The sequence below is a fragment of the Nonomuraea sp. NPDC049152 genome, assembly GCF_040648355.1.
Classification (GTDB): domain Bacteria; phylum Actinomycetota; class Actinomycetes; order Streptosporangiales; family Streptosporangiaceae; genus Nonomuraea.
In genome coordinates, this window is sequence record NZ_JBEZDO010000029.1 from 72,614 (window position 1) to 85,895 (window position 13,282).

Annotated in this window: 14 protein-coding genes; 6 read left to right on the forward strand and 8 right to left on the reverse strand. The window is 70.9% G+C overall.

Translation table 11 applies throughout. The features are described 5' to 3' along the window. Positions 1-38: 38 nt before the first annotated feature. Together AB0B45_RS38900 and AB0B45_RS38905 are read right to left on the reverse strand one after the other, a co-directional pair. Entirely contained in the window at positions 39-1,634 is a 1,596-nt protein-coding gene (locus tag AB0B45_RS38900) for a bifunctional 3'-5' exonuclease/DNA polymerase (protein WP_358141556.1), read from the reverse strand. 52 nt (positions 1,635-1,686) lie between these two features. Next, positions 1,687-3,177 carry a metallophosphoesterase gene (locus tag AB0B45_RS38905; protein WP_358141559.1) on the reverse strand — a complete coding sequence of 497 codons (1,491 nt, stop codon included), beginning with the start codon at positions 3,175-3,177 and terminating at the stop codon, positions 1,687-1,689. A 101-nt stretch (positions 3,178-3,278) separates the two neighbouring features. On the opposite strand from AB0B45_RS38905, the gene AB0B45_RS38910 reads away from it, so the two are divergent. Continuing rightward, positions 3,279-3,662 (forward strand): hypothetical protein, encoded by a 384-nt coding sequence (locus AB0B45_RS38910; protein ID WP_358141562.1) that lies wholly within the window; start codon positions 3,279-3,281, stop codon positions 3,660-3,662. On the opposite strand, the gene AB0B45_RS38915 is transcribed toward AB0B45_RS38910, so the two are convergent. Further along, complete coding sequence (locus AB0B45_RS38915; protein ID WP_358141716.1) at positions 3,631-5,169, reverse strand: FAD-binding oxidoreductase; 1,539 nt, start codon at positions 5,167-5,169, stop codon at positions 3,631-3,633. The genes AB0B45_RS38910 and AB0B45_RS38915 overlap by 32 nt on opposite strands. A 32-nt stretch (positions 5,170-5,201) precedes the next feature. Between AB0B45_RS38915 and AB0B45_RS38920 the strand changes: the two genes are divergently transcribed. The 4 genes from AB0B45_RS38920 (at position 5,202) to AB0B45_RS38935 (ending at position 8,582) form a co-directional block, all read left to right on the forward strand. Continuing rightward, positions 5,202-5,699, forward strand: coding sequence for a helix-turn-helix domain-containing protein (locus AB0B45_RS38920; protein ID WP_358141565.1), 498 nt, complete (start codon positions 5,202-5,204; stop codon positions 5,697-5,699). Then, on the forward strand, positions 5,696-7,177 hold the full coding sequence (locus AB0B45_RS38925; RefSeq protein ID WP_358141568.1) for a glycerol-3-phosphate dehydrogenase/oxidase: 1,482 nt from the start codon (positions 5,696-5,698) through the stop codon (positions 7,175-7,177). Before AB0B45_RS38920 ends, AB0B45_RS38925 begins: the two co-directional genes overlap by 4 nt. 78 nt (positions 7,178-7,255) lie before the next feature. After that, complete coding sequence (locus AB0B45_RS38930) at positions 7,256-8,170, forward strand: sucrase ferredoxin (RefSeq protein ID WP_358141570.1); 915 nt, start codon at positions 7,256-7,258, stop codon at positions 8,168-8,170. A gap of 100 nt (positions 8,171-8,270) precedes the next feature. After that, positions 8,271-8,582 (forward strand): WhiB family transcriptional regulator, encoded by a 312-nt coding sequence (locus tag AB0B45_RS38935; protein WP_192773819.1) that lies wholly within the window; start codon positions 8,271-8,273, stop codon positions 8,580-8,582. Between the two features lie 152 nt (positions 8,583-8,734). Here AB0B45_RS38935 and AB0B45_RS38940 read toward each other — a convergent pair whose 3' ends face one another. Together AB0B45_RS38940 and AB0B45_RS38945 are read right to left on the reverse strand one after the other, a co-directional pair. Next, the gene (locus AB0B45_RS38940) at positions 8,735-8,968 is read right to left on the reverse strand and encodes a DUF397 domain-containing protein (RefSeq protein ID WP_358141573.1); all 234 of its coding nucleotides are present in this window, start codon (positions 8,966-8,968) and stop codon (positions 8,735-8,737) included. Between the two features lie 64 nt (positions 8,969-9,032). Next, the gene (locus tag AB0B45_RS38945; protein ID WP_358141576.1) at positions 9,033-9,923 is read right to left on the reverse strand and encodes a helix-turn-helix transcriptional regulator; all 891 of its coding nucleotides are present in this window, start codon (positions 9,921-9,923) and stop codon (positions 9,033-9,035) included. 178 nt (positions 9,924-10,101) lie between these two features. On the opposite strand from AB0B45_RS38945, the gene AB0B45_RS38950 reads away from it, so the two are divergent. Beyond that, positions 10,102-10,566, forward strand: coding sequence for an ATP-binding protein (locus tag AB0B45_RS38950; protein WP_358141579.1), 465 nt, complete (start codon positions 10,102-10,104; stop codon positions 10,564-10,566). A gap of 11 nt (positions 10,567-10,577) precedes the next feature. On the opposite strand, the gene AB0B45_RS38955 is transcribed toward AB0B45_RS38950, so the two are convergent. From AB0B45_RS38955 to AB0B45_RS38965, 3 genes are all read right to left on the reverse strand, one after another. After that, positions 10,578-11,207, reverse strand: a complete 630-nt coding sequence (locus AB0B45_RS38955; RefSeq protein ID WP_358141582.1) for a phosphoribosyltransferase family protein — start codon at positions 11,205-11,207, stop codon at positions 10,578-10,580. A 57-nt stretch (positions 11,208-11,264) separates the two neighbouring features. Next, positions 11,265-12,365 (reverse strand): ribosome small subunit-dependent GTPase A, encoded by a 1,101-nt coding sequence (rsgA, locus tag AB0B45_RS38960; RefSeq protein ID WP_358141585.1) that lies wholly within the window; start codon positions 12,363-12,365, stop codon positions 11,265-11,267. Between the two features lie 214 nt (positions 12,366-12,579). After that, a complete protein-coding gene (locus AB0B45_RS38965; RefSeq protein WP_358141588.1) occupies positions 12,580-13,212 on the reverse strand; it encodes a TetR/AcrR family transcriptional regulator C-terminal domain-containing protein in 633 nt (210 codons plus the stop codon). Between the last annotated feature and the right edge of the window lie 70 nt (positions 13,213-13,282).

The window sequence follows — 13,282 nt, forward strand, 5'->3', positions numbered from 1 at the left end:
CGAGGGCAGGGGAGTCGAGCCGATCGGGCGCGGTGGCGTCACTTGGCGTCGGCGTAGCAGGAGACGGTTACCGCCTCCATCGGGAAGCGCACCGGCGTCGCCCCGAACAGCAGCCGCGTCGCCGACGTCGCCGCCGTGGCGATCGCGGCGGTCACCTGCTCGGCCTGGTCGAGCGGGCAGTGCACCATCACCTCATCGTGCTGGAAGAACACCAGCCTGGCAGGCTCGGGCAGCAGCCCCCGCAGCACCGCCATCAGCGCCAGCGCCCACTCCGCGGCCGTCGCCTGGACGACGAAGTTGCGGGTGAAGCGCCCCCTGTCGCGGGCCGCCCGAGCCCCGTCGGGCCCCGAGACCAGGTTCTTCCAGGACTGGGACGGCGGCGGGCTGGTACGGCCGAGCCACGACCTGACGAGCCTGCCCTCCTCCCCCGCCTTGGCCGCGTCCTCCACGAACCGGTAGGCGCGGGGGAAGCGCTCCCGCATCACGGCCAGCAGCTTGGGGGCGTCGCCGCTGGTCCCGCCGTACATGGCGGACAGCATCGCGATCTTGGCGTGGTCGCGCTCACCGCCGAAGGCCTTGGCCAGCGCGGAGTAGAGGTCGATCTCCCCTGCGGCGGTGGCCAGGCCCCTGTCGCCCGCCATGGCGGCCAGCACCCTCGGCTCCAGCTGGGCGGCGTCGGCCACGATGAGCGCCCAGCCCTCGTCGGCCACCACGACCTTGCGCATCACCTTCGGGATCTGCAGCGCCCCTCCACCGCTGGTCGCCCAGCGGCCCGAGACGACGCCGCCGACGACGTACTCCGCCCTGAACCGCCCCTCGCGCACCCACTGGTCGGCCCACACCCAGCCGTGGAAGCTGTAGAGCCTGGCCAGCTCCTTGTAGGCCAGCAGCGGCGCGACAGCCGGGTGGTCGATCTGCTCGAGCTCCCTCGACCTGGTGGTCTTCAGCGCCACCCCCGCCGACTTGAACGCCTTGACCAGCTGCTGCACGGAGTCGGGGTTGACGGGGTGGCCGAACGCCGCCGACACCTGGTCGGCCAGCGCCTGCAGCTTGGCGGGCCGCATGCCGTGGACGGGCCGCGGGCCGAGCAGCTCGGTGAGCAACTCCTCGTGGACGTCCCTGCGCCACGGCATGCCGTCGTGGCCCATCTCGGCGGCGATCAGCGCGCCCGCCGACTCGGCCGCGACGAGCAGCCTGAACCTGCCGGGGTCGGGCAGCGCCTCGATCCTGGCCAGCTGGTCGGCCAGCACCTCGGCCAGCGCGTCCGCGCCGAGCTCGACCCGTTCGGGCTCGAACAGCGTGTCCTGCCTGGCCGTCGGCTCGCCGCCGTCCTCGGGCACGGGCAGGCCGTGGAGCCTGGCGTGGGCGGCCTCTGCCGAGCGCGGCTCGCCGTACCTGCCCTCGTGGGCGAGCAGCAGCCCCTCGGTGAGCGCCAGGTCGTGGCAGCGCGCCACCCGCACGCCGGCCGCCAGCAGCACGGGGTAGACCTGCCGGGCGTCGGCCCAGACCCAGCGGGGACGGCGCGGCTCCAGCTCCTGTACGGCGGCGGCCAGGTCGTCGACGCGGCGGGCCTGGCCCTCGAGCGGGCGCAGTGTCCCGCCGCCCGAGGAGTCTGAGGTCAGGGCGACGTACACGCCTCCAGCCTGCCAGGCTCCACCGACATTTCCCCGGGGACGCCAGGTGGCCTCACGGGGTCAGGGAGATGGTCACCTCGTCCTCCAGCGGCGGGTCGAGCTCCTGCGGCAGGCAGCCCGTCGCCGCGAAGCACCGCAGGGTCACCGCCGCGGGCGTCACCTTCAGGTGCAGGAAGCTCTTGAAGAACGGCGGCGTGTCCCAGTCCGACAGCTCCGACAGGTACCGGTGGAAGACCCTCCCGACGGGTAGCCGCAGCGGCATCGGCCACGCGCCGAGCACGCGCGCCGCCCACCGCATCCTGCGGGTGATCGTCACGTTGGGGTCGACCTGGCGGATGGGGGTGTTCTTGATGCGGCCTGCCATGATGCACGCCGCCTCGCTCGGCGTCAGGTACAGCCACCGCATCCGCAACCGCTTGGCGTACAGCTGGCTGTAGAACGACAGCGAGTCGCCGCGCAGCGGGTAGCACTTGAAGTCGTCCTCGTGCACGCCCGCCACGTCCACCCGCTCGATCGTGTGCGTGGCGTGCATGAACGCGCCCGCCCCTCCCGAGACCACGTACTGGATCACCCGGTCCCCCACTCTGACCGGGTACCGCTGGTAGTTGTGCACGTCGCCGCCGATCGCCGCGACGTAGCGGTGCGCGGGGTCGCGGACGATGTCGTCGATCGTCCCTCCGCCCTCCAGCGGCGAGGGCTTGTAGACGTTGCGCGTGTAGATCGGCTTGCCGGTGACGAGGATCTTGGGCCTGGGGTCGAGCGAGGTACGGCGCAGCCACGCGGCCTGCTCGCTGTCGATCAGGCCGTCGATGCCGGTGTCGACCCCGACGATCAGCAGGCTCTCGCTCTCGATCGCCCAGTAGGAGGCGGGCTGGACGGCCCGCTGCGTCGGAGCGTCGCGTAACCTGCGGGCCTCGGCGAGCGCCGCCTCGTCGATCGGCTCGGGCCTGCGCCACAGCAGGCCGCGCAGTCCCCTGTCCGGCTTGGGCTTGAGCGGGGGCGCGTCGCAGAAGACGCGCATGAACCCGCCGAGCCCGTCGTACCAGTCGTGGTTGCCCGGGACGGCGTAGATGGGCGCCTGGTAGTCCTTGTACGGCCGGAAGAATTTGCGGGGGTAGTCGTCGCCCGCGCCCGTCGGGTAGATCACGTCGCTGGCGATCACCCCGAACGAGGTGTCCTCGCCGATCGCCAGCAGCCCGGGCACCACGGCGTACTGTGAGGCGTCGCCCTCGCCCGGGTCGCCCATGAGCAGGAAGCTGTAGCTCTTGCCGAGCCCCCGCCTGATCCTGAAGTCGCCGTCCACGCCACGCTCGCGCTGCGCCTCGACCCAGCGCCGCCGCACCTCTCCCGAGGGGTCGCCGAGCAGGCCGGAGAGGACCTCGTTGCGCGAGCGCCAGAGCGTGCGGGGATGGAACCAGGAGAAGGAGTCGCGGTCGGGCCGCAGCTCCCTGAAGCTCCCGATCTGCTGGCAGCGCCATCCGGCGCCCTCCTCCGAGGTGCGGGAGGAGGTCCGCTTTCCACGTTCCGCGGCGACTTCGACCATGACCATATCTTTACCTGATCTCTCGCCCCTGTCATCGAGCGACCACGTGCGGTAGCCTTCACCCCCAAGCAAGCGGTTGTCGATGCTGCGGGGGGCTGGGGATGGCCCGCACCGGTTCAGGGGATGGAATCAGCGCCGACGCCGTCGAGGGGCTGCTCGCCTATGCCGCGACGCAGCGGGGGTTCGACGGCGGGGCGATGAAGAGCGTTGAGAGGGCGATCGCGGACGCCCGCGTGCTGGCGGCCCGCGATCCGGTCACGCACGCGGGGCTGCTGGCCAGGGCGCTGCGGACGGGCGCCAGGCATCTGATGTCCCGCGGCAGGCCCGCGAGGGCGCTGCCGCTGGCGGAGGAGGCGCTCGGGCTGGCCAGGAGCATCGGCGGCGCGCCGCTCGTCATGGCGCTCGGCTGCACGGCGGAGGTGCTGACCGCCCTCGGCCGCGAGGAGGAGGCGCTCATGCTGCTGACGGAGGCGGAGAAGGAATGAGCACGCCGGGGTTCATGATCCCGGCGGGGTCGAGGCGCTCCTTGACCGCGCGCAGGATCTCGACGCCGAGCGGGCCGATCTCCTCCGCGTAGGCCTCCCTGTGGTCCCTGCCGACGCCGTGGTGGTGCGAGATCGTGCCGCCCGCGGCGACGATCGCGGCGTTGACCGCCCGCTTGGCGCTCTCCCACTCCTCCAGACCCCGCTCGGTCACCACGGTGAAGTACAGGGACGCGCCCGTCTCGTAGACGTGCGAGATGTGGCACATGACCAGCGGCGTGCCGAGCGCGCCGAGCAGCGCCAGCCGTACCGCGTCGTAGAGCCTGGGCAGGTTCGCCCAGAAGCCCGCGGTCTCCAGCGTCTCGACCGTGGCCCCCGCGGCGAGCAGGGAGTCTCGCAGGTACGGCGCGGCGAACCTGCCGTGCTCCCACGCCTGCCCCGGCTCGGTCCCCAGGTAGGTGCCGCCCGACTGGGCCAGCACGGCGGCCGCGCCCTGGCGGTCCTTCTCGTGGCCGGCGATCAGCAGGCAGCCGGAGTCGCCCGAGCCGATGGCCTCGGGCTTGGCCAGGCCGATCATCGTCTCGGTCTCGTCGGACAACCGCAGTACGGCGGGCAGCAGCCCCGACTGCGCGAGCGTGCGCATCGCCGCCGAACCCGCCGTGAACGACTCGAAGCGCCACCCCTCGTAGACCGTCTCCACGGGGATCGTGCGCACCCGCAGGCGCAGGGAGGTGATGACCCCGAAGGCGCCCTCCGACCCGAGGACGAGCTGCCGCAGGTCGGGCCCCGCGGCGGACTTGGGCGCGCGGCCCAGGTCGAGCGTTCCTGTGGGGGTGGCCACGGTCATGCCCACGACCATGTCGTCGAAGCGCCCGTATCCCGCCGATGCCTGGCCGCTCGACCTGGCGGCCGCGAAGCCGCCGAGCGTGGCGTACTCGTAGGACTGGGGGAAGTGACCGAGCGTGAGCCCGTGCTCGCCCAGCAGCCGTTCGGCGTCGGGCGCGCGCAGCCCCGGCTCCAGCACCGCGACCATCGACTCGGTGTCGACCGAGACGAGACGGTCGAGCCGCGCCAGGTCGAGGGCGATTACGCCGCTCCCGCCGACGAGGCCGCCGACGACCGAGGTGCCGCCGCCGAAGGGGACGACCGCCACGCCGTGCCGACCGCATACCTCGAGGACGCCCAGCACCTCCTCGTGCGAGCCCGGCAGCACGACCGCGTCGGGGGCGTCGGAGCCGTCGCCCGCGCGCATGCGCAGCAGGTCGGGCGTGGACTTGCCGCGGGTGTGCCTGATCCTGGCCTCACGGTCGGAGCGCACGTGGGCCTCGCCCACCACCTCGCGCAGGCCGGCCGCCGCCGCGTCGGAGAGCGAGAGCGGCGGGAGCAGCACCTCGTCGAACGCCGCGGCCGCCGAGGGCTCGCGCACCCCCATGAGGTCGTGCAGGAGCTTGCGGATCTGGTCGGGCAGCTCGCGGGCCTCGGCGGGGTCGCCCCAGCCACTCCACAGCATCGGTTCGTTCTCCACGCCTTACACTGTGACACATGACGGCAATTCGTCACAATGACGTCGTTCTGGATGCCGCGCGCGAGTGCGTGCTCGCCTACGGGGTCAGGCGTACGACGCTGACCGACGTGGCACGGCGGGCTGGGGTGTCGCGGATGACCATCTATCGCGGCTGGCCCGACGTGGGCAGCCTGGTCGCGGATCTGATGACCCGCGAGTGGCTGGGCGTGGTGGAGCGTCTGGACCTGTCCGACCCTGTCGCGGCGGTGGTCGAGGGCGTGCGGACGCTCAGGGAGCACCCGCTGTGGCGGAAGATCGTCGAGGTCGAACCCGAGCTGCTGCTGCCGTACCTGACCATGCGCAGGGGCACGAGCCACGACGCGATCATCGCCGTGCTCGAACGGAGCATGAGCCCCGCGCGGGCGCGCGCCGTCCTGCTGACCGCCCAGTCGTTCCTGCTGTCGGCCCACACCATGGGCGACGCTTCGACCCTCGACGCCGAACTGGCGACCCTCCTGGAGAGGTACCTGGCTTGAACACCTCGTTGAACGCCGCCCGCAGGCTCGCCGAGCTGGAGAAAGTACGCCGGGAGACCGTCGACGTGCTGGTCGTGGGGCTGGGCGCGACAGGGGCGGGCGTGGCGCTCGACGCCGCGTCCCGTGGGCTCACGGTAGCCGCGATCGACGCCCACGACCTGGCTTTCGGCACCTCAAGGTGGAGCTCCAAGATGATCCACGGCGGGCTGCGCTACCTCGCCAAGGGCCAGGTGGGGGTGGCCCACGAGAGCGCGATCGAGCGCGGCATCCTGCTCACCCGCACCGCCCCGCACCTGGTCAGGGCGGCGCCGTACCTGCTGCCCCTCACCCCTGCGGTCACGCGCGGGCAGGCGGCGCTGGTCATGACCGGCTACCGCATGGGCGACGGGCTGCGGGCCGCGGCGCGCACGCCGCGCAGGCTGCTGCCCGGGCCCTCGCGCCTGTCCTCCGCCAAGGCCCGGGAGCTGGCGCCTCCTCTGCGCGGGGACGGCCTGCGCGGGGCCCTGCTGTCGTGGGACGGCCGGCTGGTCGACGACGCCCGCCTCGTCGTGGCGATCGCCCGTACGGCGGCAGGCCACGGCGCGCGGATCCTGACCAGGTGCAGGGCGCTGGAGCTGCACCGCGACGGCGCCCAGGTACGCGACGAGCTGACCGGCGAGTCCTTCACGATCAGGGCCCGCGTCGTGGTCAACGCGGCGGGCGTGTGGGCGGGACAGCTGAGTCCCGACATCAGGCTGCGACCCTCGCGCGGCACCCACCTGGTCCTGCGCGGCGACGCGCTTCCGGGGTTGCGCGCCGGGCTTCACGTGCCGATTCCAGGGGAGAGCAACCGGTTCGCGCTGGTCCTGCCCCAGCACGACGGGCGCGTCTACGTCGGCCTGACCGACGAGCCCGTGGACGGGCCGGTGCCCGACGTGCCCGAGGTTCCAGAGGAGGACGTGAGCGCGCTGCTGGCGGTGCTCAACACGGTGCTGGAGGCCGAGGTGGACCGGGGCCAGGTGGCGGGCGCCTACGCGGGCCTGAGGCCGCTCCTGGAGGCCGAGGGCCGCACGGCCGACCTGTCACGCAGGCACGCGGTGCTGACGTCGCCCGACGGGGTGATCACCGTCACCGGCGGCAAGCTGACCACCTACCGGCGGATGGCGCAGGACGCCGTGGACGCCGCCGTCCGGCTGCGAGACCTGCCCGCGGGCCCCTGCGTGACGCATCGGGTGCCGCTGGTGGGCGCCGAGCCGCAGGGAGGCCCCTCGGGGCTCGTGCAGCGGTACGGCGGCGAGGCCGCGGCTGTCCACGAGCTGGTGAAGCTGCACCCCGAGCCGGTCGGGGCGGGCCGCGCCCTCGGCGAGCTGGTGTGGGCGGTCAGGCACGAGGGCGCGCTCGACGAGGCCGACCTGCTCGACCGCCGCACCAGGATCGGGCTGATCCCCGAGGACAGGGAGGCGGCACTGGCCGCGGCCCGGCACGCGTTCACCCTCTGAATCGCGTGTCAGCCCCACGCGCACCCTCCCCAAACCGTTAGGTTAGTCTTACCTAACAATCGATGGGGAAGGTGACGCATGGCCAAGGGGTGCGACCATCCGGTCGGCTGTCACACCGGTGACGTGCCGACCCTCGCCAGCGCGACGGTCGGCGCACGCCTGTGGCTGCTCATCGAACACGACGGCCCCTGGGCCTCGCATCTGGAAAACTGCGAACTTCCTGAAGAGATCGCGGAACTCGTGCGAAGAGCCTCCGAACGCGGTATCAGGCCCCAGTTGATCCGCCGTCCAGGCCGCCGGACCCGGCGGCGGGACCAGCACATCCGTGTGCTAGTCGGCTACGCGGCGGGCCGGAACCCCTGGTTGGCCAGCGGTGTCATCGCAGGTCCAGACGATCTTGACTTGGACGCCGTGTTGGCCGGAGTGGTCCCAGAGTCCTGCATACTTGAAGACGAGCCGGTATTTCTGGTCTGCACGCACGCCAAGCGCAATGCGTGTTGCGCCCGCATTGGACTACCCCTCGCTCGACGGCTGGCAGAAGTTTTGCCGGACAGAGTGTGGGAAACCTCACATGTTGGCGGCGATCGCTACGCCGCCAACCTCGTGTGCTTGCCACACGGAATTTTCTACGGCAGCATGTCTCAGGCTGCTGCGATCGCAGCGGCCAACGCGTACCGGTCCGGCGAGGTGATTCTCGACCGTTTCCGGGGACGCGCAGGCATCCCTGAGCCATTGCAGGCCGCCGAACATTTCGCCCGTGCCCACACGGGTGAGCTGTCGGTAGGCGGAGTGGCCGTGGAATCCTCTAGGTCGGACGGCGACGTCACCGAAGCCATCGTGCGCTGCGGTGATGTCCGGTTCCAGGTTGTGATCGAGCCATCGGTGTTCCAAACACCGTGTGGTACGGCTTGCGCCGAGACGATCACCACCTACCGGCTGGTCTCGCTGGACAGGCTCACGCCTGTGCGGTACGCCACGCCCGCCCTCACCTGATCACGGGAACATCACGGCGTACTCCTGCGTTGGAACAGTGACGCCGAAACGTCCAATGCGGCTCAATCACTGAAATACCTCTCACGAAGGTGGTTTTCTCATGTCTCAGGTACGTCGGCAGATCGCCCGCCCGCGCCCCAGCTGGGGTTGGCAGGATGATGCCGCGTGCCGAGGTGAGGACCTCGTGCTCTTCTTCGGTCCCGATGGCGAGCGGCAGCCCGAGCGTGACGTCCGCGAGCGGAAGGCCAAGGCGATCTGCGCCCAGTGCCCCGTTCGCGCCGAGTGCCTTGACTACGCGCTGTCCCGGCCCGAGAAGTACGGCACGTGGGGCGGTCTGAACGAGGACGAGCGCGCCTCCGAGCGTCGCCGTCGTATGCGCCGCGCGGCCAGCGCAGGCATCTCCGCCGCCTGAGTTCCACCCCGGCAGCGTCCAGGAACAGCGTGATCACGCAGTTGTCCCGATGACCAACTCGAACCCGGTCGGGACAACTGCCTGATCAAGCAACACCGGCATCCGCTGAGTACCGAGCCCCTTCCGAGGGCAGTACCGCGATGCCCGAAGCTTCAGGCGATCAGGTCGTCGAATTCCCCGTCCTTCGCACCGAGCACGAATGCGGTGATCTCCGCCTTGGTGTAGATGAGCGCGGGGTCGTCGGGAAAGCGGGAGTTGCGCACCGCGTACTGACCTGACGGCAGAGCGGCCACCTCCACGCAGTTGCCGTTGGGGTTGCTGCGCCTGCCCTTGCGCCAGGCCACCGCGAGGTTGCTCGCGGTGATGCCGTTGGGAATCTCCCCCATGGTTCCTCCTCGTGCGTGCTAATGCACGTGCATCGGTGCTTGCAGGGCACGAGGATACGACGAACTAGAAGATCTTGCGCAATCGCTCCAGAAAGCGCCTGCTTTCGGCAGGAGTGTCCGCTTGCACGCTGAGCCGGTCCATGACCTTCATGTAGTGCTCGGACTCGCCCAGCTTGTCCAGGTAGAGCGCACTCGACAGCTGCTCCATGTAGACCACGTCGGGCAGCTCGGGCTCTGGGAAGCGCAGGATCGTGAAGGGCCCGCCCGCCGCGGCGTGGCCGCCCCTGTCGAACGGCATGACCTGCACCGTCACGTTCGGCAGGTCACACGCCTCGATGAGGTGGTCGATCTGGCCACGCATGACCTCGGCCCCGCCGAGCATGCGGCGCAGCACCGCCTCGTCGAGCACCGCCCACAGCGCGACCGCCCGGTCGCCGCTCAGCCGCTCCTGCCTGGTGGTCCTCAGCAGGACCCGGCGCTCCATCTCGTCCTTCGGCGCCTTGTCGTGCGCGAGTGAGATCACCGCTCGGGCGTACTCGGGTGTCTGCAGCAGGCCGGGGACGAACTGGTTCTCGTAGGTGCGGATGATCGAGGCCGCGCCCTCCAGGCCGATGTAGACCTCGAACCAGTTCGGCAGCAGGTCGCTGTACTTGTGCCACCAGCCGGGCTGGTTGGCCTGCCTGGCCAGCTCGAGCAGCCTCGCCCGGTCGTCGAGGTCGCTCACGCCGTACATGGTGAGCAGGTCGGCGACGTCGCGCTCCTTGAAGCTCACCTGGCCGAGCTCGAGACGGCTGATCTTGGCGTGCGAGGCCCTGATCGCGTAGCCGGCGTCCTCCCTGGAGATCCCCTTGGCGGTGCGCAGCCTCCTGAGCTGGGCGCCGAGCAGGATGCGCAGAACCGTCGGGCCGCCGCCCTTGGTGGAGCTCAGGGGTAGCACGTTCTCCGCCGATTCCACGCGCCGTCTCCTTTCAAGGAAAGATCACAGTGTGACACGGATCGTGGGAAGAATCGGCCCTCCCGCACGTGCATTTGCGACTTGCATCCGTAAAACACGAAAAGTCTTGCATCCGTAAGCCCTCGCCGTAAATATGGTCACTTGGACCGCGCGAAGTATCCGAGCCCCGGGGATCTCCATGACCACTTCCGCAGCACCATGGCACGCCGCCACGGGCACCGCACCGCCCGAATGGCTGGGGGCCCTGCTCTCGGGCAGCCCGCCAGGCGACGCGGCGGCGGTGCTCGACTTCTCCATGCCCGCCGACCCGGCCGTCGTGGGGGAGGCCAGGTCGTTCGTGCGCACCACCTTCACCGGCTGGGATTGCGATGACGCGGTGTTCGACGCTCAGCTCGTCGTCTCCGAACTGGTGACCAACGCCATCAGGCACGGCGGGGGCGCCAGGTCACTGAGGCTGGTGTACTCACGACGTCGGCTGGGCTGCGCGGTGCGCGACTTCAGCGGCGCGGTGCCGGTGACCGCGACGTCGGGTTTCCTGGCGGAGTTCGGCAGGGGGCTGCCGCTCATCGAGGCGCTGACGACCGCCTGGGGGTGGCTTTATCCCGTCGGCGGCGGCAAGTTGGTCTGGGCCGCTCTCACCTGAGGCGGCATGCTTCACCCCTGCGACAGCAGCGCCAGGACGTCCGCGTCTCTCAGCTGCTCGAAGCTCCCGTACCACTGCCCGACCGCGTGGAAGTCGGGCGGCGTGGCCAGCACCACCACCTCGTCGGCCTCGGCGCGCAGCGCCCTGACCGTCTGCGGCGCCCCGACGGGTACCGCGAGGGTGAGCCTGCCCGGCTTGGCCGCGTCCACGAACCTGAGCGCCGCCCTCGCCGTACCGCCCGTGGCCAGACCGTCGTCGACCACCACGACGTCGCGGCCCGTCAGCGAGGGCAGCGGCCTGTCCCCCCTGTAGACCCGGACTCTGCGCTTCAGTTCGGCGCGCTCGCTCTCGATCACCTTCTCCAGGTCGGCGCGCGTCAGGCCGAGACCGGCCATCAGCCGCTCGTCGAACACCGGCTCCCCGTCCTCCGCCATGGCGCCGACGCCCAGCTCCGGCTGGGCCGGGTAGCCGATCTTCCTGGTGACCAGGACGTCGAGCACGCCGCCGAGCCGCCGCACCACGGGCACCGCGACGGCCACCCCGCCGCGCGGCAACGCCAGCACGACGGGGTCCTTCAGCCCGCGCAGCCGTTCGGCCAGCAGGGCGCCTGCCTCGGCTCTGTCGGTGAACAGATGCCCCATGCCCGAGTGATACCCGCCCCCGCCGCCTCCTAGCGTCGTGGACGCACCCAGGTATGGCTAGGGGCGGTTACGGCCTGACCTGCGCATCTCCTTGTGAATGAGCTTCCATTTCTGCTGCTGCTCCTTGCGCAGCCTGGCATCGGTCCTGCTCGCCATCCACGCGGCCTCGCGCTGGAGCTTGAACCAGCTCTCCAGCCTGCGCTCGGGCAGCTCGCCCGACTCCATGGCCGCGAGTACGGCGCAGCCGGGCTCGCCGTCGTGACCGCAGTCGCCGAACCTGCACGACCGGGCCAGTTCCTCGATGTCGGCGAAGACCAGGTCGACTCCGTCGGTCATCTCGTAGAGGCCGACGCGCCTGATGCCGGGTGTGTCGATGATCAGCCCGCCGCCTGGCAGCGGGATGAGCTCCCTGTGGACCGTGGTGTGCCGCCCCCTGCCGTCGGCCGCGCGGACCTGCTGGGTGTCCATGACCCCCTCCTCGACCAGCGCGTTGACCAGCGTGGACTTGCCCGCTCCCGAAGGACCGAGCACCACGGCGGTACGTGAGCCCTCGAGGTGGTGGCGCACCAGCGAGACCCCCTCGCCCAGCAGGGAGGAGACGGCGTGCACGGGCACACCGGGCGCCGCCGCCGCGACGTCGGCCAGCAGGTCGTCCAGCCCCTGATCGAACAGGTCGGCCTTGGTGATGAGGACGACGGGCGTGCCGCCGCTCTCCCACGCCAGGGCGACCAGCCGCTCGATGCGCCCGAGATCGGCGAAGTCGGTGGCGTGCATGGAGGGCTCGGCCACGAAGACGAGGTCGACGTTGGCGGCGAGCACCTGCCCCTGGCCGTCGCCCGACAGCCCGCCGCGCGAGACGCGGCTGACGCCGCCTCTGACGAAGGCGGTACGGCGCGGCAGCACCTCGTCGAGCTCGTAGCGCCCTTCGGGCAGCGCCTTGAGCGCCACCCAGTCGCCCACGCAGGGCAGCGCGACGGGGTCGTCGGCGGAGGCGCGCCGTACGCGGGCGCCGTACTTGACGTGGTGGTGCCCATCGGCGGCGATGACCTCGGCGGCGCCGCGGTCGACCCGCGCCACCCGCCCTGGGATCGTGTCGATGGGTAGCTCGGCCGCCAGCGAATCGGTCCAGCCGAGCAGGGAAAGATCGTACGAAGTCACGCTTGGGTAACCCTTCGGAAAGCCGGGCCCCGCAGCGGAAAGGTCAGGCGGGCACCCAGAGGTTTTGGGACAGCGAGCAGCTCAGAAAGACCCGCATGCTCCCCACCTCCCTCTGTGTCGTGGCCATCTGCCTGCGGGCAGGCTATCACGGCGCCTGGAGCGACGATCGATCATTTCCGCGTCTCCCCTGGTCGCCCCGCCTTCAGCGCGGCCCTCACCCGATCATGGCGGCGATCCCGTCGAGGACCCGCTGGAGCCCGAACTCGAAGTCGTCGCCCAGCTCGTCGTAGGCGCCCACGTTCCACAGTCTGGTGATCAGCGGGAAGCGCGCCTGGTCGAAATAGGTGTCCCAGAAGCCGGCGCGGGCTCCCCACCACTCCTCGGTGGAGACGCCGCTGACGCGCTCCGCCTCCGCGGCCTCGACGGGACGCCGCACGGCGCCCCTGACGTAGGCGTCGATGAGGTTGACCGCGCCGAGGATCTGGGCGGGCGTCAGTCCGGTGCCGTCGAGGGCCTGCAGCACAGCCGCGGACCCGCCGATCACGTTGGGCCCGAGCACGGGCCTGTCCACGACGATCAGCAGCGTCCACGGATGCCGGGTGTACAGCTCGCGTCCGCGACCTCGATGGCGGCCCTGACGATCGACTCGACGGTCAGGCCCGGCTTCGGCCCCTGGTCGGCGGCTCCTGCACGCCCCACAGGAGTCGGAGTCCGCGCTCGTGGTCGCTCTTCTCGTTCGTCGTAGACGCCTCATCCTCGAAGTGAGTACGGCGTACGCTGTGGAAGGATTCCGGGAACGATTGAACCCGCCGCCGAGCGGGGCGCGTACTGCCTGCCGTAGGACCATCCGCGACGCAGGGATCGGGCGATGACGCGACAGACCACCTGTCCCCCTCAGGGAGCCGAACCCGTGACCG